This window comes from Serratia symbiotica (assembly GCF_000821185.2).
Taxonomy (GTDB): Bacteria; Pseudomonadota; Gammaproteobacteria; order Enterobacterales; family Enterobacteriaceae; genus Serratia; species Serratia symbiotica.
The window spans coordinates 1-20,219 of sequence record NZ_CP050857.1; the positions used below are offsets into that span (position 1 = coordinate 1).

Genomic DNA, 20,219 nt, shown 5'->3' on the forward strand with positions numbered 1-20,219 from the left:
TTACGGCAGGGGAACACCCGCACGCTCTAGCAGCAGTCGGTAATACTGTTCAGCATCCGTGGTTTGCAGGTGGGGGAATTCCGTTTTCAGGGCGCTTTCCATTTTCAGGCGCATCACCGGTGTACAGGCGTCACTGGCCGTCCAGCGCCACCAGGCTTGCTGGTAACGCGTGTCGCTGCTGCGACGGGACGCGCGGCGTTGTGCGTGACCGACCAGCGACGCGTCAATCTCTGCGATGATACGCTGCTTCTCGGCACGCAGCTCCGGGCTGACCACCCAGCGTTTAATGCTCTTTAGCCGGTTTTTCAGCGAATGGTAGCGGTCAATATCAATCCCCAGGCGGGCCATCTTCAGTTGATGCCGTTCATATTTCTCCCGCAGGGATTCGGCGACGCCCGCCGCTATCGCCCACTGACGGTAGTTATGCAGCCACTGACGCACGCTCTCGACGGTCATCCCACGTGAGGTGAAAAAGCGTTCCGTCAGGAAAACCCGCATCGGCTTGTGCTGGCCAGAATCGCTGTCGCGGTCACGGTGAACCACCACGTAATCCAGTTGCTCAAGCACACGCAACGCATTGAGCAGCACGTCATACGCCTTGCGACCGTTGTCATACACATGCAGTACCCCCATGCGCCGCGCCATTTCTTCCACCGGCAGCATGACTTCAAACATATACTCGCTGTCCGGGCTGTAGTCACAGTTCGCCGCCAGCACCAGTGACAGGGCGCTGAGCGCCTCGCGACTCTCGGAGCGGGCGGTGATGCGCAGGGGTTTCGGTTGAAATGACCGGTCAAACATCCGCGAGTAGGGCGTATAGCCCTTTTGGCGCAGCGCTATCAGGTCTGTATTGCGCCGCCAGTCATGGTGACGAATGCAGGCCACGACTTTAGACGCCATGCCGCGCGGCGGTTTGCCGGTAAAGTGGGGTTGGTGGTTACGGTGTGTTTTGGTCTGACCTTTACGCTGGCGATTGGTCTCGCCACGCCGGGTCGGGCGATATGAAAACGGGGGGGCGCCTGAAGCGCTACACTGTTGTCATTCACCCTGTCCCAATCTTATGGCGGACAGGGGTTGTCTTCTGATAGGCATGCGTTATAATCCTTCACAGGCCAGCAGCCTGCTTACGACCCCTCGATATCTGATTCAGCCGCCAAGTTGACACAGAATCGGGGGGTTTTTGCATTCGGCGACCGGTTAAACCAGGCCGCGTCTCCCGGACGTTTAAGGATACGTCCCATCCATCAAGTCTGTTCCGCTGTCCGGAAAACGGGGGCACACATCGGTATAAGGCCAGAATACAGCCACCACACACATGATCCCGTCCGGCTAGGCTGATATTGGTCAACAATATTACAGCGCGTGCCAGAAAGCATACCTGCTAAATCGCCCTTGATCCAGCCCGATCCCCTATTATGGTGAAAAATACAGCGCATACGGGGTGAAATTAGCCAGGCAGGGTAGGGTGGGCAGCAGGGCAGGCAGACCGGGGCATATCACCCGCAGGCGGGCGGGTGATACCCAGCGGAAGTCACAGACTAGTAGGAAGAAGTCCAGTCGGCTCCCTCATCCCAACGTGACTGCCAGTGCGCCAGATAGATTTGGGCCAGCGCCGGCACATCACGCACCACCAGGACGTTCTCGGAATTGGCGCGGGCACGCCGTGTAAAGTTAAAGGAGCCGACCTGCAGATTCTGGCCATCGGTGACAATCATCTTGTCATGCAGGAGGGGGTAACGGTCATTGGTTCGCAGCGGTATCCCGGCATTAACGACCAGGTTCATCGCCGCCTGGCTGGCTTTGCTGCGGTTGCCCTTTTCGTCGACCCCCACCCTGACGTCCACGCCGCGCCGGCGGGCAGCCATCAGGGCGCGTACCACGTCTGGCGATGTAAAGCTGTAGCCCATTAGCCGAATGCTCGTCTGGGCCTCCGCCAGTAAACGGATAACCCGTTGCTGCGCAGTTCCCTCCGGTGAAAATCCGACATCAAAGGACGGCGTGGCCCAGGTTGCGCCCGCAGGCAAGATCAGGGTCGCCATCAGCGCCCCGATAAATAGGTGTTTTCTCATTCCTGTTTTCCTTGATGTTACGTGACCTTGTCACTCGTAATCTTTTATTCATGAGCAATATCAGGCATCGGCAGCCCCTGTCAGCACCACATGATACTGCTCTGCCTGCTGGATTGCCTTGATGCTCGTGGTCAACCGCCGGGGTTCGCGCAAACGGACGCGGTAACCCCGACCCCGTTTCGGCAGGCTGGCCAGGACCATACGCCACAGTACGGCCGAACGCACCGCCGCAGACGGCGGACGCGACCAGCTGTATTCACATTCAAGCTCAAACTCACAGACCGCCGCCAGCGCCGGGTCGGTCAGCACCAGGCCGCCGGTGTCCTGCGATCCCGGTTCATTGTCCAGGACACGCAGAATATGCTGCACCCGCTCGGCACGCACGTAGCCGCGGCGCTGCCTGAGCGGAGCCGCTGCCAGCAGGGCTGCCTCAGTTGGCGGGGCCACCTCCACGAAGCGGTTGATACGCACCGCCTCCGATGCAAACTTGTCCGCATCCTTGATATACAACGCGCTGCAACGCAGCAGGGTGCCGTTAAACAGGGTCACATTCTCCCCCTCCTGCAGCGCCTGCACTTCTTCCACCTCCACTTTTTTCTGCTCACGCAGGATCAGCCGGTTATCGTCACGCCAGTGGCTGCCCGTCAGGCCCGCCTGCTGCACCATGGCCTGCATCTCCGGCCGGTACTCCGTACCCGCCATCAGTTGCAGGATTTCCAGCGTGTCCTTCGGATCCCGGATCTTCCCCGTAATGCGGATGCCCATATTGGCGACAAGCGTCCAGATTTCGTCGCCCGCCGCTGATTTCAGGCGTTGTACCTCCTGACCAGCCAGCAGCAGGCAGTAGCCCAGTGAGCGGAGCTGCGTGGCCAGCTCGCCCAGCTTTTCGCTATAACCCGCCCCCACTTCATCAATGATCCACAGGAACGGAAACCGATCCATGAACTTGCGGATCTTCATGATATCCTGCGGCCGCCCCTCCAGTTTCTCACCCAGATCCTGACTCAGTATCATGGCCAACTGGGACTGATAGAGACGCCCCAGCGTGGCCCCTTCATTGGCTGACATCTCCAGTGCCGGCACCAGTACGGTCAGGATGCGGTCGTTGTGCACCACATCGCGCAGGTCGATATCACCTGCATCACGGGCGAAGACATGGCCATAGGTGTCATTGAACAGGCTCAGCATGCGGGTAAACTGCTGCATCAGATAGCCATGCTGGCGGAGCGCTTCCAGATCCCATTCAGACGGGGTGGCGACCTTGTCCATGTCGAAGCCGGCCAGCGTACTGAGGTAGTTCTCCAGGACCCGACAGATATCTTCATGCCACTGCTCTTCAACCGCCTGCGTGTATAGCCCGGCCATCTTTCGCAGCGGCAGGTGTGACTGGATGGTACGCTGTGACATCACCGTTCCTTCGCGTCGACACTTGTAGACCAGGGCAAAAATCAGCGCCTGATTCATGGCACGCGCCTTTTCCTGCCAGCTGCCATCACCACTGCCGGTTTTAGGCAGCATCGCGTCCATCAGGTTGACGATGTAGGTTTCCTGCGCGATACCAAAGGCGTTGGTGGTGTTGGTCTGGGGGCGTCCCCTGACATCCTCCAGTAGCTCCTGCGCCCGCGAGCGCCCGCCCGTGATGAAGTTCATGGTACGCAGGTCATCCTCACGCCCAAAACGCCGGGCAAGTGACGCCACGGCCAGCGCCACATCGTTCTGCGCCTTGTGGTCAGAGAAAATCACGCCCTTGCCCCAGCACAGGGCGTTAAACACCCACCCCAGCAGGGTCTCGGTTTTACCGGCACCGGTGGTACCGAACATCAGGACGTGCCGGCACAGATCTTCCATCGACAACCAGAGCTCGCGACCGGCATCCTTCCCTCGCAGATGGCCTGCGTAGAGGATACCGGCGGCCCGATCAGTGTGAATACGCATCCGCGTGATGGGCAAAAACCCCAGCATTTTCGTGGGAGCCTGCCGGGCGGTGGAGGGGTCGTCCCGGGTCATGTCGGTGGGCATACGCATCGGCATCTGCCAGCGATCGTCCAGTACGGAAACCAGTGACCAGAACAGCAGCACCGGCAGGCTAAACAGCAGCGTCGCCGGGTAAACCATACCGCCGGCCACTACCGTGCACAGGCCCCACGCCAGCGTACCCGGTTTTGCCAGCAGGTCACCCAGCCAGGGGTTGCCGACACGCCGCCTGACGCGGTCGCGATCAAGCGCAGTGGGAATGTCTGTCATATTTTTTTCCTGTCAGGACGTGGGGGTAGCGGGTATTCCAGACGCGCCCGGCGGTGCCGGTGTCTCCAGAAATGCGTCGAGTGCAGACGGCGAGCTCAGCACCGCCTGCGGAACGTAGCGGCCGTCATCGGACAAGATCCAGGGGGTGCCCGGCAGGCGGTAAGCGCGGAAGGCCACGTCGTTAACACCGAGGGCCGCCGTGGCGGTTTCGCAATGTGCCGCGTCAGCCGTGTGTCCCGCCTCCTGTCCCGGCACGGCGATGCCGACGTCGGCCGCGAACAGTGACGTCCAAGCCCCCGCCCGCGACGCGGCCGGCAAGCACAACACCGGGGTCAACCGGGTCAGGGAGTCGGTCCCGCCAACGGACGTGACCGGGAAAATCACCACATTGACACGGCCGGCGGCGGTCTCAATATGGCGCTCCATCCGTTGGCAGTTGATGCACGCCGGGTCGGCAAACACATACAGCGTGCGCGCATGACCGGTGGACAAGGGCACGGTAAAAAGCCCGCGCGACGCCGCATGGCCGAGCCTGGCGGGCAGGTGGGCGCGCACTGACGCCGACAGCGTCCAGTTATCCGGGGCGGCCGGGTTCCCCCCGGCGGACACCGCTGACCGGAGCGGCTTTATCCCGGGGCGGTCGTTTATCCGGACACGCTCCCTTGCCTGTGAGGGCCGATCATCCACCGGCGACAACACCGCCCACAATGACAGCGTCAGCACAAGGGCCATCCCCCCGGCAAGAAGGGCGGCCAGCCCGGCAATCAGGCGACGACGCCAGACACGGCTTTTTTCCACCGTGGCCAGTGCCACCGTAAGGCGATTCAGCAGCGTCACGGCATCGTCGCCACGGTACAGGGGCGTCAATGCGCCATGAGTCCGTTGCGCATGGAGTCCATCGCGATGTAACACCAGGCCCGGCAGGTCACGCAGGCGCAAGGTAAACAGGCAGATGCCGTGCTGGCGAGCCACAAGCAGGCCGCCGCAGATTTCAACGGTGAACGGATCGGTAATAGGGGGCGTTTTCATCAATCACTCCGGGGCGGGCCTGCCGCCATTGAATGAAACAGTCGTGGTGTCCTGCGGCCGGTAAAGGGCGTCCAGGGAAAACGTGTCGTGTTCAGGCTGAGGTCGTGGCGGCCGCCTATCGCGGGCATGGATCAGACCCAGGGTCTCAAGCTCCATACGCAGCCCCGCCACGGCCTGATCCGTCATCAGCGGCGGACGGGGCAGACCAAGCCGGCAGGCCTGCTGCTCCGCGCGGGCCTGGGCAACGATACCCGCCCCCTCAACGAAGACTTTTGCCGCGTCCGCCGTTTGCAGGCCGTACCACAGCGTCCGGTCGATCCCCTTGAGCCAGCGAAAACGGGCCGGGGGCAGACGCAGATCACGCCCATAAAGCCCGGCCAGCGCCGAGCGCACCGTGCCGTGCGTGGCCAGCCAGTCGCTGACCCCTGCACAGGCCAGGACTCGCGCCACCTGTGCTTCTGACACTGACCAGTCGGGCTGGCTGCGGAACACCGGAGCCCGGAAGGGACGGCGTACCAGGCAGGAACGATTCAGGCCATCAAGCAGGGTCGAGGCCGCCGCGCGGTCATCGGCAAACACCTGCAGCCCGAAGACGGCGAGCAAGGCCCGCTCATGTGGCTGCCACTGGTCAGGCGGCGTCATCGCCGGCCCCGTCTGCGCATCAAAAATGGCACGGGCCGCCTCGCGATCCAGCAGACGCTGGCCAACCAGGCCGTGCTGCGCCGCAAAATCCTCCGGTGTCAGCGCCCAGGCGTTCTCAGGCGTGGTGTCGTTCATCAATCCATCACCCTTGTGGCCTGCCAGCACCGGGATCACCGAAGGGGCGAAGGTGACCATCACACGCGGCAGCGTGTGAATGGTTAACCAGCGGCGACTATGAAAACCGAGCGCCGGATGGCGAGCGACTCCCCACCCGGCCAACATCAGCAGGGGGAAGCAGGGCACCAGCAGAATGTGGGCAGTGCCGTTCATGACAGCCAGCCACGTGCTGACGCTGACGGTCGTCGCCCCGTTGCCGGTCATGGCCAGCAGGTTGATGCGTTGAGCCGCGTAGTGGTGGATCTGCGGAAAGTCGGTGAACCGCCACAGCCAGTAGAGCAACCAGCAGCTCCAGTGCACCAGGTCGGCGAAGTAGAGCCAGCACAGCACGGCGGACAGGCACAGCGTGATCACTGCCACAGCCGGCTCATTATGACCGGCGGCACTGGGATAGGGCGTTTGCATAAGGGGATCCGGAAAGGGAAGCCGGGACGAACGGCCTGCTGAAATAATGACGAAAAAACACCGGCACGGAGCCGGTGTCAGTCGAAAAGCCTTGATTCAAGCCCTGATGGGCGCTCAGGCCACCTGCGGCACCACCACGTCGTGCTCAAATTCAATGAAGCGGCTCTGCTGCTTCACGTATTCCGGCCAGGCGTCCGGGAACGGATCGTCATAATGGTTGTGACTCATCGCGTCCAGGGTATCAAACAGTACCCTGGCCACCGACGGATGCGCATGGATACTCAGTACCGGCATATCGGGCATCCGGGTGTACAGACGCAACGCGCTACCTTCCAGTTGGCGTCTGGTCCAGTCCTTCATGGACAGGCCGATGACATCGATGACGTCTTTCTTCACCCTATGGATATAGAGGAGGGTGCCATGCCGCGTATCGATACCGAAATACTTGCCGTCACCGACATCCATCACCTGATGCTGTTTCTGTGGACTGAATCGGTCAGGACGGCTAAGCAAAGCAACCATTTTCTCAAGTTTACGACGTTGATTTCTAAAGCTGCAGCGACGTATAGCAAGAGGAATCAATATCGTCAGCCACAACATAGTCAATAGGAAATAGTCAGTGGTGAATAGTTTGAAAGAACTGCTTATAACAATAGGTAGTGTAATTACTGAAAAGAGTAATGCACACGGTAGCAAGACAAAATAGTAAAGCATTCGAACAAGTGCCCAAATAAAATCCAGCCAATTATCATGTCGTTGTACGGTTTGCATGGCATCCTCCTGCCACAGTTCTTCTGATTAAATTATACCCTAACCTGGGTATAATGCCAGGTGTAGTTACCGTACACCATCCTGGTTGCCCGGCTGCAAGTCGCGGTTGGGGGCATCCTGCAGTCCCGGTGTTTTCCGTGAGTCGCTCCCCGCCTGAACAAACATCCCTTTGACGTCATCCACCATGCCACCCATGATACCGGCCATGCGCGCCCCTCCCAGAAACGTAATGACATGATCGGCCAGCATGGCCTGCAAACCAAACACCCGCGTCACTCCGAAGGTGGCGATACGGGCATAAATCATCAACCAGCCTATCATCTTGAACAGGCCAATAATGGAGTCAGCGTTGGCATTGGCCAGCGCCGAACCAAACAGCAGGTCTAGCAGTGTGCCGCCCGCCATCACCGCCATTGAGGCAAAAAAGAACCCCAACACCATCAGCGAGGGCCGCAACATCATGTCGATCAGGAAAATATAGCCATAGGCGCTGCGACTCCCCCTGTCCTCCTCGGCTCCAAGGTGCGTGGCCGACCACATCGGCCCCGCCGCACACCCCACCATGACGCTCACCAGCCAGTTGAAAACCCCGACCATCCAGTACAGGAACGGCACCGCCGGCAGGAAAACCGCCAGCGAGAAGCCTATCGCGAACAGCAACAGCAACAGGAAGTAAAACGGGGGAGACAGCTCGGTCAGGACATCCTTGACCACGGCGGGCAGATTGATAAAGGTAAGCTTACCGATGGCACCCAGCACCGAGTTGTCCGCCGTCGAGGCGGCCGCCAGCGTCAGAGAGTAGGCCGTCAGGGCGCTTTCTGCCACGCCCAGGGTATAGTCTCCAATGGTCTGCATCTTGATAAGTGGGTTAACCTGATCAGAAAAATCTCCATAGGTTCCTATTTTACTTGTCGCGAAAAAGTTGGTTAGACGCTGAATTGGACTTCTAAATAAACCAACAAACACGGCATCCGGATCAGTGGCGCTTAGCGCCGCCCCATCATCAGGGGAGGTTTGCGATCCCAGCGGCGCGGTGTAAGGACTGTTCTGTACCTGCGCCCGGTAAGCTGCAAAGACCTGATGATACAGATCCCCGGTGCCCGTTTCGCCCTGCAGTCCCGGCCCGGTGGTGATCGGCGAGGCATTGGCCACCGCGTTGGTCTTGCTGTTGGCCGTCGCAAAGGTGTGATACCAGGCACCCAGCGACAACCAGCCCCGGGCTTTTAACTGGGTGGTCAACTGGCTCTGCAGGGCCGCGTGGTAATTCAGCTGGTTCAATGCCTGGTTCACGGTGTGTTCATAGGTGGCGGCCGCCGTCTGGATCAGGGTTTCCGCGTCAGCGAGCGTGCCGGTGTCCTGGTCGCGGCGACTCAGGTACGTATCAACAAACGCCCCCGCTGCGGCGTCAAGCGTCGACTGCAGGGTGTCCAGCGCCTGCCGCTCGGCGGCCGTCACGTTGTCGGTATTGACCGGAGACGCAAGGCTCCCCTCCAGCCCCCCTTCTGACGTTTTGGGGATACGGGCGCTTCCACAGCGCGCGCTGCCATTGTCAGTGAGGTAGGATCCGTTACCGCCCCTCGTCTCCATGGGCAGGGTGCGCGCCTGTCCGTCCTGATAGAGCATGGCCAGTTCGCGATTGGTGGCGTACTTGCAGAGGTTCATTTCAAACACGGCCCGCGCGGCCGAGCGGGTCGCGGGAGCCGTAGGCGGGACGACCAGGGACATGCCACTGCTTATCATGTCCGCCGCCTTGTCGGTGAGCTGGTTCGCCCCGCCGATCCCCATGGTCGAGGCCGCCCACAGCATCACCAGTTGGGAGAGTGACCAGCCCGACGCCGTGGGGATCAGGGTGATAAAGCCGGCGAAGCTCATCACGGGATGCAACATCGTGCGCCCGCTACGAAACACCTGCCCCTCCTGCCCCCCCTGGTAGAGCGATTTCAGGGTCACGACCAGGAACCACACCAGCGCCACCGTGCACAGCACGCCGTTGAGCATGGCGAAAAGCGAGCCTATCAGCGTGGGCTGGCCGGGCTGGAAAGGGGACAGCACCACGTCCCCAAATATCATCACCAGCGCCTGTCTGGACAGGTCACCCGTCTTCTGTGCGGCATCGCTGATGGTCTGATAGTCCACATCGGCGGCGAACGCCGGGCAGGATACGGCGCACAGCAGCGCCGCCGCCTGAAGGGGTTTCAGTAGCTTCATGGTAAACCTTAAGGAATGTGAGAGGTGAGACTGCAGAAATCGCCCGAGGGGCGGCAGGCAATGGGCTATCGCCGTAAACCGGCGGTGAGTACCCGGCGACACCAGCGCGTCTCCCGCAGGAAGGCCTGAAACCCGCCCTGCTCTGACGCCGAAACCCGCTGCGCGTCCAACTGCCACAGCCGGTAGTTTACTCCCAGTGCCTGCACAAAACCGGTGGCGCTCAGCAATCCCATGACCAGTAACACACTGCCGATGCGCAGCCAGCCAGTCGGGCTAACGCTCCCCCCCGCTGTCACCAGCATCAGCAGGAGCCCGATGGCCGGCAGGGCCGTCAGCCACATCAGCCCCCACCAGATCCACAGACTGAAGCGATAGTGCCGGTATAGCGTCGAGGCCGGCAGGCCGGTGTCCGCCACAGCCTGAGACCAGTTGGCGGGACGATAGTCATCCACAGCCCGGCACGACGTGACAGTCCGGATACGCTGCCAGAGCCGGGCAACGTTGTGGCCGGTGTAGCGCCCAACCTGAGCGATGTCGGAGACCGGCACCAGCACGTTGAGGGCAAACCAGCCTGCACGTTTCGCAATCGGTACGGGCGGTTTTTCCTCCGGGAGGCGATCACGCCCCCTGCTTTCTGTCTTCATGGCCCGCCCCCTGATGCGTCAATGTCGGTTGAAACAGCGTGAAGGGCTGATAGTGCAGCACACTCAACGCGCGCAGCGCCCCCGTAATAAAGGCGTACACCGCCATCAATGCGGGATCTTCCAGACAGCGGATCCCCGGTGTCAGGAAAAGTATCTGGCCAGGCCGGGCGCGCAGCGTTTCAAGCCGGAATCCGTATCCCGCCAGGAATGTCTCCGCCACGTGTGGATGGTGATAAACCGCCATACGCTCACGGATAGCCTGTGCCGCCTCACCGGCACCCCACTGCGTCAGCAGGGTCTGGGCTGCCTGCAATGCCGGGTGAACGCGATACTGCCGACTCCAGCGGGCAATAACCGCCCACAACCGCCCGGCCAGCGTCGGCAGATCGGCGCAGCAGCGGGTGTCCTCCGCAAAGGTCAGTATGCAGACCATGAGCCGATGCGTCAGCGACGCCGGCCCCTCACCGGGAAAAAGCGCCCCGGCCAGCGCCGCTACCCCCTCCTTGGCCTTCACCCCCTGCAGCTCGCGCAGAACGTCCCAGTTGTCTCCCTCCGGCGTCTGGCCGGGCATCAGTCGCCAGGCCTGCCAACATCGCCAGCGGCTCGCCTGCCAGAACTGCGTCCAGAGTTCACCACACGGATCCAGCACCAGTAATGGGCCGTCAGCCGCGTCCAGTGCCGCAGTCAGCGCGTGGCTGTCTGGCACGAATACGCTGCTCATCGTCATTTTTTGCTCCCTTTTTTTCCTGATGTCATCACGGTGACGTGACGCCCGCGCTCATCTGTGCAGACAGCGCCTGCAACTGCGGGGCATAGTCCGCCCTGGCGGCCAGTGCCAGCTGTTGGCCCGCCAGAATGTTTGCCTGCCTCAGCTCGTTTTTGATACCTAATGCCAGCCAGTTGCCCAGACTCTGCTGGCGCGCCAGTTCGCGCAGCAGGTTATCGCCGCTCATGGCCTGCAGGTCGGTGACCCAGGCAGTATTGGCATAACGGCGTCCCACCTCGAAGGCGTCGAACTCGCGTTCGCTCATCTCGCCCGTCTGCTTCACCTGCGCCGAGGCGGTCTGCTGGTAATAGGTCTCGGCGGACGGTGTCTGACGGGCTTCACTCAGTGCCTCGCGCGTGGCCGCCAGCGGCTGGCTCGCGGCCACCATATCCAGTTGCGGCTGCGCCGCCGCGCTCTGGATGGCCTTGTATTGCGTCAGCAACCCTTGATACGCCTGCCCGGTGGCGGTCTGGATCTCCCCCTTGCCCGGCGAGCGGCCCGCGTTATGGCGCGCCGTGTTACTGAGGTACGCCATCGCCGCGTCCGTCTGCTGGGGTGTAAACGTCAGGTCTGGCACCTTGCCAGGCGGCCCCGCGCCATCCAGCAGGGAGCGTATCTCGGTATCACCACCCGGCAGCGGTGACACACCTGAACACAGCCCCGTGCCGCCGTACGCCCTGGCCTCCTCAGCCGTACAGTAGGCCGCGTGTATGGCGGCACTGCGATAGCTCCCCTGCCGTGGCGACACCGGCAGACTGGCCAGCGTATCCCGCACAGCCGGGCTGCTTACGCCCCCGCCCGAGGTCAGGCGTGACGCCGCCGCCCGTGTGGCGCGGCTTACCTGTACCGCCGTGCCCGATGCTGACTCGCTGCAGATACTGTCCGGCAGGGTATAGGCCTTACGGGCTTTCTCCAGCCGGTCTGCCTGGCGGTTAAAATTGTCCGCCTCCCGCTGCATGCGTGCCGTCTCGGTGATGGCCGTGGTGATCTTTTCGCCGGACTGCACCACCGCCGTACCGGTTTCGGTCTCGGCCGAAAGAATTTCGCCGAGCGTGTCCTGTATCTTTCGCAGCGCCGGCATCACCTGCTGCTCAACCGGCTGACTGCTGACAACATCGACCGCCATGGCCTGAGCCTGTGGGGTCAGCGCGGCGAGCAGGCAGGTCGCCTGCAGCCCTTGCCGCACGCTTGCGTGTAATGCTCTGTTCATGGATTGGATCCTCCTGACGGGTTCAGAGGTCATAGCCCTGTTGCCTGACGAGTTCGTCCGCCAGTATGCGAATGGCGTTGTCGCTGCTGATCTCACCCGTGGTGCGCCGCCGGTGCGCAATGACTTTCGCCGCGCTGCCGCCGGGGAAAAAACGCCCGAGGATGCGTCGTGCCGTCTCATCGCCCACGTCTTTTTCCAGCATCTCGCGCAGCGCCCTGTCCTCCGGCGTGGTACTCAGCGCCCACAGTTCCTGCGGCCCCACGGTATGCTTCATGATATGCGCCAGCGTGCTCCCTCCCTTGATTTTAAAAATCCCCAGGAAGGGCACGCCGCTGCCGTCCGCCGCGGCCCCACTGCCCATGCGCATGAATCGCCTGAGCGTCACCGTAGGAACCTGGAAGCGATCCCGCAGCACCGCCTCATCATCCGGATCGACCGCCACCATATAGACCGAGTTGGCGGAGCGCTGGACAGCCTCCGGAAAGTCACGCAGGTACTGGGATGAGAGCACCGTGCGCACGCCGTGCTTGCGCTGCTCGCGGTCAGCGGTCTCCAGCATCGGGAAGATAAACGGCACATGCCTGGCGTTGTGCAGCTCGTCGTACACCCGGGTTTTTACCTCCTGGTCAAGCTGCTCCACGCGCGCCCTGTGCAGCGCATGCCAACGTGGGTTCAGCCCCGCAAACAGCTCACCGGCAAACTGGGGCAGGACAAAGTCGCCGCCCGAGATATGCCCGGCAAACAGGAACATGATCCCGGTCTGCAGGTGACCGACCCTGGTCTCCTTGCCGACCACATACTGCAGATCCACATTGATGACCCGCGCCTGCGGACTGATCATGAACCGCGTGCGGCCCGCAAACATGCGATACTGGCGACAGGCGTCGCGCAGACAGCGGGCGAGGTAGTCGACAAGCAACTCCCGGCTCCCGTCACGCTCAATGGTGCCGTAGATACTGGTCAGATCCGCGCTGCCAAGCAGCGGGGGCATGTCTGCCAGTTCCGGCACCGCCTGAAATTGCGCCCGCTGCGCGGCAAGCGTTTCCCCCACATCCTGCAGCACATCGCACAGCTCATACCAGCTACAGTTTTCGCGGTAGTCGGGAAACCTGTCCCACAGCGCGGTTTTCTCTATCGCCCGATCCACCTCCGGCACCAGACCAGGCTCGTAACGACGTGGCGTGTTGCGGGCGGCGTTGAAGGCTTCGCACACCAGGCGTCGCAGGATCACCCCGGTGTCTTTGCTGTTAGGCGGATCACCCGTGGCCGGATCGATGCACAGTGCCGTCAGCAGGTTCGTCATGAAGTCTTCCTCGTAGCCGAGCGGCGCGCGCAGGCCGAGCTGGATATCGAACAGGTTACGGCAGTACGCCGGCTCATTGCGCAGGATGATGTTCAGCACCTCGTCCTGCCGCGCGAGCGGCAGCGCCGATCGCATCAGTGAGACCATGCCCGTTGCACTCAGCCCTTTATCCGTCACTGAAACGAAGGGGAGGTGATGATTCGCACTCGTGGCCATGATGGTGGTCAGCCGGTTGAGCAGCACCGATTTGCCGCCCCCGGAGTCGCCCGCCAGAATCGTGGTGAGTTTGGTCTGCTTCGGCGTGGCAAGCCCCACTGGCATGATTTTGCCATCGGGCGTTGGAAACAGGGCGTTGCCGTCTTCGTTCCACGCCGAGGCGGGCCGGGTCAAGGGCAGCAGGTTCAGTGCCGCTGACAGGGGCGGGTACAGCAGACAGGGGCCACTCGCCGCCGATGAGGCGGTCAATGTGGCCACCCACGCACGCACCGGGTCACCGAAGGTCTGCGTCACGCCACACACGCCCCAGGAGTCCAGCGCCTGTTTCACTAGCGTCAGATTGCGCGTCACCGTTTTGGGCGAATCGCCCCAGGTGGCGACAGTGATGCTCATCACACACACCGGGTCGTGCCTGTCGCGTGCCGCGAGCAGTGACACCGACTGCCAGATAGGCTTGAGTCCCGGCACCCATTGGGTGAAGTCCAGCACGCCGTGCTTGAGGCCCAGCTTGCGCATGCCGCCGGGCATCAGATCCAGCCGAATGCGCCAGGGCACGCCACGGGGAAGCAGCTTGCGCAAACACCTGAAACTCTGCGGATCCTGCGGCCCGAGGCTGACGGCCAGCGTGCCGTGCCAGACGCCGTTGATTTCCAGCATGTTGTTGCGGATCTGCTGCACACCCGCTCCCATCACCTGCACGTTCAGCCAGGGGGCCAGCAGCGCCGTCACGTCCTTACCCTGACGCACCCCTCGCGGCATCACGGGGTCGTCCGGCAACAGCGGCTGCCAGTCATTCCCGGTGCCCAGTGGGTCGGTCTGCGCGCGCAGCACGCGGCCCACCTCGTGTGCATCAAGGCGACGGAGCAGCACGCCCTTGCCGCTGTCGCCGAAGGCACGCTCCACCTGGGCAATGAAGGCGTCGTGACGGATTTTGAGACCCGCCAGGTCTGTGAGCAGTGGGTTCTGGCCGAAAGCGGCCGGCGGACTGGCCTTGATCAGCTCGCCCAGCCGCGCGTTTTCGTCGCGCAGCTCGTGCCCGGCCAGCACGCCGCGCCCGGTGTAGCACACAAGCCAGGTACGCTCGCGGTTCACCCAGGGGGCCAGTTTCTCTACCTGCTCGTCGAGCAGATACGCCAGGTCGAGGCCGGTACGCGTCAGCGAGCGGTACTGGGGGGCAAGCAGGTGTTGGATTTCCGCGCGCCCACCGTCCGGATCGCACTCGTGCACCAGACTGATCTTGTGCCCGGTTTTACGGTAATGCGCTGTCAGGGCCTCGGTCATGCGCGCGAGACGCCCCTGCCAGGCATCCGTCTGCCCTTCGGGCAGCGTTTCGTCTGACTCGCGATAGCTGCCAACGACCTCGTACACCGTCAGGTAGTCGCCGTTATGCGTGACCATAATATAGGGGGCTATGAGGTCGGGATTGTGAACGCGATCGTCGTCAGTCAAGCGGATAATTGTTTGCAGGTCACAGTAGTCAGGCAGATCACGGGAAACGGCAAAGCGCGTAACAGCGGTGATGACATCTTCAGTCCAGCGGATGAGGCGGTTTGGCATACAGGTCGCTCCGTGTGTAGGTCTGCCAGCAAGGCGTCTGCACCGCGTTCTCCGCCGTGCGGCCCTCTGGCAACAGCAGGGTCAGGTCGTCAAAAACATCAGGGGGAAGGATAAGCACGCAGCCTTCGAGGCGGTGCTGCATGGCCTTGCGGCGGGCGGGTGACAGTCGCTGCATCGCGCGGGCGAACTCTGACGCCCGTGCGGTGCCCCACATGTTCACCACTTCCCGCGCATGGCGGGACAACCAGTTCCACACGCGTCGACCGTCCCTGCGGGTGGCGCGGTCATCACTGCGCAGCGCAATCAGCGCCCGCCGCTGCAGATTTATCAGGTCAGCGGCGGGCGCATCCGGGAGCCACGCGAGGTGCCCGTGCAGGGCCGTGGGACTGTCAAGATGACCGGTGAGCCAGCAGAGCGTGCACACGGGCAGGGCATGCGGCCCCTGCCACAGCCGCTGTGCATGGGTGGCGCAGCCACAGCAGGCCGGCCCGGCCGTCATCGGCACCGGGCGCGGCGGGTCGTCTTCGCCGCTGATATCCGGCACAAGTGGCAGCAGCCCGCCTGCCGGGGCGGGTGCATCAAAAACAGACATGAGGAGTCCTTACAGGCCGGGCCTGATGAGATAAAAAGACGGGTTGGGTCAACGTTTGACTGTCAGGGGTCATCCCGTCGTTATGGCAGATGCACTCCCGGGTTGAAACTTTTCAGAGGCCGTTTGCTGCGGTGTAAAAAAACGCCAAGGCCAGCCCGACTGCCGTCACGAACAGCACCGCCAGTGTGATCGCCGCAAACAGAGGTGAAAATTTGTCCTGGCTCAGCGTTTCCGCTGCCCCTGCCAGCAGGCCATAAACAATCAGCGCCAGGACGCAGAACCGGGTGGGTGGCAGGTACAGAAGCAGCCCGAAAAATACGGGCGACATCAGCATCAGTATTATGCTGGCCAAACCCGCCCACTCACCGTACCTGTGTGACCGTGACACGCTGACGGGACGTGCCTGAAGCGCGGCCGCCTCCAGCCGTTTCAGTGCATCAATCAGACACTGAATCTCCGCCGCCGCTGAATCACCTCTGCCCCGCTCGCGAACGATGCGGAACTTCTCGTCACGGATGCAATGGATCAGCATCGATATATCTGCAGGATCCGGATAGCCTGAAGGATGTGCGCTCAGACGCATTGCAGTAACCTGCCTCAGCACATTGTTTCGGGCTGTGATGTCTGCAAATTCATGGGCACTGGTCCACTTTATGACGTACCACAGGTACAGACTGATGTTTTTCTCACACGGCAGGGAGAATTGGTTAATCACAATTTTGCCCCTATAATCAAAGACTTTTACATGCGGGATTAAGTCGTGGAAAAACGCGATTTCTGATCCGTAGAGCTGATTAATCGACGGTGACGCCGGTCTGTGCACTCTGGTTCAGCACGGTCAGTATCTGCTGCAGGCGGGCAGCCGGATCTCCGTCAAGAGAAAATGGGGGGTGTTGTTGCACCTTAATCAGTCAAATGCCCAACTTTTCGGGTGCAGGTCAGTATTTAATCGTGCAGCGTGGGGATCACCAGCATATGATAGTTGTTGCCGTTGAACTGAAATTCACCAACATCAGCAAATCCCGCACGCATATGGAAAGCATACGATCTCGGATTGACCTTGTTGACAAATGTCACCACCAAGGGAAAACGCTTTCCAAACAATCGTCGTTGATACTCCAGCAATTTTTCACCAACTCCTTTGCTCCGGTATTCCTCGGCAATACAGATCGGACCATACTGATAGGATGTTTGCTTATTGAGCCGCTCCCCATCAAAAAGGTAATCCCCTAAAATCCCCTGCATATAATCAAACATTTTCCATGGCTTTAAAAAATCCCATGATGCGCCAATAAGCATACCGGCAATCACGCCGTTTGAGGCATCAACAGCAATCGTTACACCTTGCTCTGTGTGACTGAGCGCCTGTAGCTCAGCAATTGTCATATCGGTGGTAACAAACCCGTTGATTTTCGACTCATCAGTCAGGTTTTTCGCATGGTAACGCTCTAATAATGCTTTTACCTGTGGAATATCTTCATCCGTTGCACATCTGATCTTGATGTCTAACATTTTCACCCCTTAATGACCTGAAATGTATTTCACCAGTAACGTGACCATCATTGATCCTACTGATAGATAGAGCACTTTCTTAATGATTTCGCCATTGGTCTTAATCGCGTGCAAGCTGCCAATGTGATTTCCTAGGAGGCTGGCCACTATCATGGGAATACCTATTATCCAGGCCATCTGACCTGCAATAGCAAACGCAACGAAAGCACCCATGTTTGAGGAAAAATTAAATATCTTACTCGTGGCAGAAGCTTCAAGCAGACAAAACCGGTTAACAACTGCAAGCACAACAATGAATAAACTCCCGGTGCCTGGCCCAAAAAAGCCATCATAAAAGCCCACAACAAAGCATACCGTAAAGATTGCAATCGGGTTGGTTGTAGGTGTCTGATAATTTTCCTTCAGACGACTTTTTACTGTAGCGGCCACAAGACCAATGGGCAGAAGGGCAACAATCACAAGTGACAGTGCCTCTGAAGGTAAAAGCAGAATTACGCGAGCGCCAACAAATGCCCCTACTAATGCGGATAGTATTCCTGCAGGAACCACCTTCCAGATCACAGAGCGGTTTTTGACAAAGTTTTTTATGGCCGCAATAGTGCCAATGGTACTCACAAGTTTTTCCTGGCCCAAAGCCAACTGAGGAGGCAAACCAGTCAGGATAAATGCAGGGATGAGGATTAACCCTGCACCACCTGCTACAGCATCGATATAACCCGCTATAAATGACGCTACCACCAGTAGAAATACACCAATGAGGAAAAACTGAGCGATCAAGCTTCCCCCAACGAAAATTGAGTGATCAATAAAATTAAACATGGCTTGCCTATACCGTTCTTAAATTATGTTCGCAACTTTCAGGAGTAAGCAGCTGCGTGCGGAGGGGTTTATTAAATATGCCGAAAACACGCAGTAACCAGCGATCTGTACCGTCATAGCGGGGGGTAAAAGCATTGCGTGTGTGTAACGTTCGCTGATTGAGAAACGTCACAGCAGTACCAGGCACAAGCGGCACATTGTGCCATAACTCATTATTGAGTGTTGTATGACGCAACTTTTCTAGCGCGTGCTCTGCCGCTTTTGTCATGCCACTGACATTATGCCAGTCAAAGCGAGAATAATATAACCCCTTATGCTTGACAAGCACCGGTAAGCTTTTAATTACAATGGTGTTTTCGAAACTTTCTGGCCGTCTAACCTGAAATTCAGGGCGTTTTAAATCGGTAATTGTTTCAACATCAAGACGTTTCAGCACTTCATCAATTAACAAAATGCTTGTGTTTACACCTGGCTCATCACGCAAACAAAGCAAAGTCAATGTGTCAGGACAACACCCTAAACGAGGCTTGATAGCTTCGCCTGTAATGCGCAAATCAGGATTATCTACGTGAGGATAGAAATCATGTGCCCCACCCTGAGAGCTAATAGTATCGGCTTTCGTTAGCAATGGGCAAACATGCCGGATTAGATGGCCATTATTCTCGCCCTCATACACCACTGGCCATAGCCCTACATCAAAATGAGCGCGCAGTAGAGCGCCATGCAGATCCCCATTATGCTTCTCTACATAGTTGGCAAAGTCTGGCATCACTGGAGTATCTGTAAGCTGATATCCTTCAAAATCATGCAGCTTCCAGACTATATAACCATTCTGTAGTAAAGACTGCTTAAAATCGTGCGGCATTGCTATTTGTGCTTCACCCTGCCGCGCCTTTGCAATAATGCTTTGATTTACCACTTTCAAATCCCATTGAAATATGATGGTTTATTAAACATGGAGGTTTAAACCGGAGCGCCATTCTGAACCGCCATATCGAGTTGTGCCTGGATCAGGACATTAACGGATTCAGAAGGTGCTCACCGGTGTCAGGCCCATCTGCACCTGTCCACGTTTAATCAGTTCCGGGATGGCCATCAGTAGCAGGCTGACCACGAATCCCAGCCCCACGTGCCAGGGGCGGATTTGAGGATTCACCTTCATCGATTTGAGCGCGACGAGGCTACCCACGATACCGACGACCCCGATGAACTGGGCAATCGTCAGGGTACTGCCTGTGCCGGTTTTAGCGCCTTCCGCCAGGCGATTCAGCATGTCGGCCACATCTCCGTCTGCCCTGGCCAGAGGGGCGATGAAGGCCACAGAGGCACAGAGCCCCCGCACAACCAGGTGACGCAGAAAATCGGCCAGTATCAGTGCACGCGCGAGGGCCGCGCAGTAAAGGCGGTTTAACATGGTATTTTCCTTATGGGTTATAAACCTGACAGGGCCAGACGTGGCCGGATGTATTGCCCGACGCAGAGCGGGCACGGGTATGTGGGTCGCGCCGTTAGCGCGTCCCAAGTGTTTTTTGCAACGCGTCCAGCAAAGAGGGACTGCAGCACATCATCACACCGATAATGAACTTCACGTTACCGGTGGTGACATCATTACCAGCCGACAACCCGGTGTGCCCCTCCTTGCGTGAGCGCCGCCACAGCAGGACACCCTGCAGACAGAAGTAAACCCCTGCCATGTTCAGCAGGGTCAGCAGGGCGTTAGCCGCCACCGCCCCTTGGCCAAAGGTGCTCACTGACACATAACTGATGGCATCAAAAGAGACCTGCCACCCCATCTGACGCCCCGCCGCGCTGATCAGTTGCTCAAGCCCGGCCAGTCCGGCGCAGAGCAGTATCCAGGCAACCATGCTGCCGCCACTGGCCGCCTGTCCCGGTGCCTTGCGACCAAGCCAGGACTGACGCGCCAGGAAGCCTGCGGCACCGAGTACCGCGACCAGCGTGGCCAGCGTAAAGGCAAAGTGAATGGCCGCCCCATGCAGGTGGGTGGCCAGATTCGACAGCATCGTAATGCCGTCTGTCATCGATCCCATCTTAACC

At 59.7% G+C, this 20,219-nt stretch carries 18 protein-coding genes; all 18 read right to left on the reverse strand.

Translation table 11 applies throughout. The features are described from left to right. The 18 genes from SYMBAF_RS16755 to traQ all read right to left on the reverse strand — a co-directional run bounded on the left by SYMBAF_RS16755 (position 1) and on the right by traQ (position 20,212). Positions 1-900, reverse strand: a complete 900-nt coding sequence (locus tag SYMBAF_RS16755; protein ID WP_040264815.1) for a hypothetical protein — start codon at positions 898-900, stop codon at positions 1-3. 638 nt (positions 901-1,538) lie between these two features. Further along, a complete protein-coding gene (locus SYMBAF_RS16760; RefSeq protein ID WP_040264750.1) occupies positions 1,539-2,069 on the reverse strand; it encodes a phospholipase D family nuclease in 531 nt (176 codons plus the stop codon). Positions 2,070-2,129: 60 nt separating this feature from the next. Further along, on the reverse strand, positions 2,130-4,313 hold the full coding sequence (gene trbC / locus SYMBAF_RS16765) for an F-type conjugative transfer protein TrbC (RefSeq protein WP_040264749.1): 2,184 nt from the start codon (positions 4,311-4,313) through the stop codon (positions 2,130-2,132). 12 nt (positions 4,314-4,325) lie between these two features. Then, positions 4,326-5,342, reverse strand: a complete 1,017-nt coding sequence (locus SYMBAF_RS16770; RefSeq protein ID WP_052447708.1) for a thioredoxin domain-containing protein — start codon at positions 5,340-5,342, stop codon at positions 4,326-4,328. Positions 5,343-5,345: 3 nt separating this feature from the next. Then, complete coding sequence (locus tag SYMBAF_RS16775; protein ID WP_052447707.1) at positions 5,346-6,566, reverse strand: secretion/conjugation apparatus DotM-related subunit; 1,221 nt, start codon at positions 6,564-6,566, stop codon at positions 5,346-5,348. Between the two features lie 114 nt (positions 6,567-6,680). Next, on the reverse strand, positions 6,681-7,337 hold the full coding sequence (gene excA / locus SYMBAF_RS16780) for a plasmid IncI1-type surface exclusion protein ExcA (RefSeq protein WP_152609077.1): 657 nt from the start codon (positions 7,335-7,337) through the stop codon (positions 6,681-6,683). Positions 7,338-7,403: 66 nt separating this feature from the next. Next, on the reverse strand, positions 7,404-9,545 hold the full coding sequence (locus SYMBAF_RS16785) for a DotA/TraY family protein (RefSeq protein ID WP_040264747.1): 2,142 nt from the start codon (positions 9,543-9,545) through the stop codon (positions 7,404-7,406). Positions 9,546-9,610: 65 nt separating this feature from the next. Beyond that, positions 9,611-10,189, reverse strand: coding sequence for a conjugal transfer protein TraX (gene traX / locus SYMBAF_RS16790; RefSeq protein WP_052447706.1), 579 nt, complete (start codon positions 10,187-10,189; stop codon positions 9,611-9,613). Then, on the reverse strand, positions 10,164-10,910 hold the full coding sequence (locus SYMBAF_RS16795) for a prepilin peptidase-dependent protein (protein ID WP_237162999.1): 747 nt from the start codon (positions 10,908-10,910) through the stop codon (positions 10,164-10,166). The genes traX and SYMBAF_RS16795 overlap by 26 nt, the downstream gene beginning before the upstream one ends. Before the next feature lie 34 nt (positions 10,911-10,944). Beyond that, a complete protein-coding gene (gene traW / locus SYMBAF_RS16800) occupies positions 10,945-12,165 on the reverse strand; it encodes a conjugal transfer protein TraW (RefSeq protein ID WP_040264745.1) in 1,221 nt (406 codons plus the stop codon). Between the two features lie 22 nt (positions 12,166-12,187). Beyond that, complete coding sequence (locus tag SYMBAF_RS16805) at positions 12,188-15,241, reverse strand: conjugal transfer protein (protein WP_040264744.1); 3,054 nt, start codon at positions 15,239-15,241, stop codon at positions 12,188-12,190. After that, a complete protein-coding gene (locus SYMBAF_RS16810) occupies positions 15,213-15,833 on the reverse strand; it encodes a hypothetical protein (RefSeq protein WP_052447705.1) in 621 nt (206 codons plus the stop codon). Before SYMBAF_RS16810 ends, SYMBAF_RS16805 begins: the two co-directional genes overlap by 29 nt. Before the next feature lie 112 nt (positions 15,834-15,945). Further along, entirely contained in the window at positions 15,946-16,548 is a 603-nt protein-coding gene (locus SYMBAF_RS16815; protein ID WP_052447704.1) for a hypothetical protein, read from the reverse strand. A 230-nt stretch (positions 16,549-16,778) separates the two neighbouring features. Further along, positions 16,779-17,345: a GNAT family N-acetyltransferase gene (locus SYMBAF_RS16820; RefSeq protein ID WP_226020497.1), complete on the reverse strand. Its 567-nt coding sequence runs from the start codon at positions 17,343-17,345 to the stop codon at positions 16,779-16,781. A 9-nt stretch (positions 17,346-17,354) separates the two neighbouring features. Further along, positions 17,355-18,164, reverse strand: coding sequence for a sulfite exporter TauE/SafE family protein (locus SYMBAF_RS16825; RefSeq protein ID WP_040264743.1), 810 nt, complete (start codon positions 18,162-18,164; stop codon positions 17,355-17,357). A gap of 7 nt (positions 18,165-18,171) precedes the next feature. Continuing rightward, complete coding sequence (locus SYMBAF_RS16830) at positions 18,172-19,083, reverse strand: TauD/TfdA family dioxygenase (RefSeq protein ID WP_052447702.1); 912 nt, start codon at positions 19,081-19,083, stop codon at positions 18,172-18,174. Between the two features lie 108 nt (positions 19,084-19,191). Next, a complete protein-coding gene (locus SYMBAF_RS16835) occupies positions 19,192-19,578 on the reverse strand; it encodes a DUF6750 family protein (RefSeq protein WP_040264742.1) in 387 nt (128 codons plus the stop codon). Positions 19,579-19,672: 94 nt separating this feature from the next. Then, positions 19,673-20,212: a conjugal transfer protein TraQ gene (gene traQ, locus SYMBAF_RS16840; RefSeq protein ID WP_006709145.1), complete on the reverse strand. Its 540-nt coding sequence runs from the start codon at positions 20,210-20,212 to the stop codon at positions 19,673-19,675. Between the last annotated feature and the right edge of the window lie 7 nt (positions 20,213-20,219).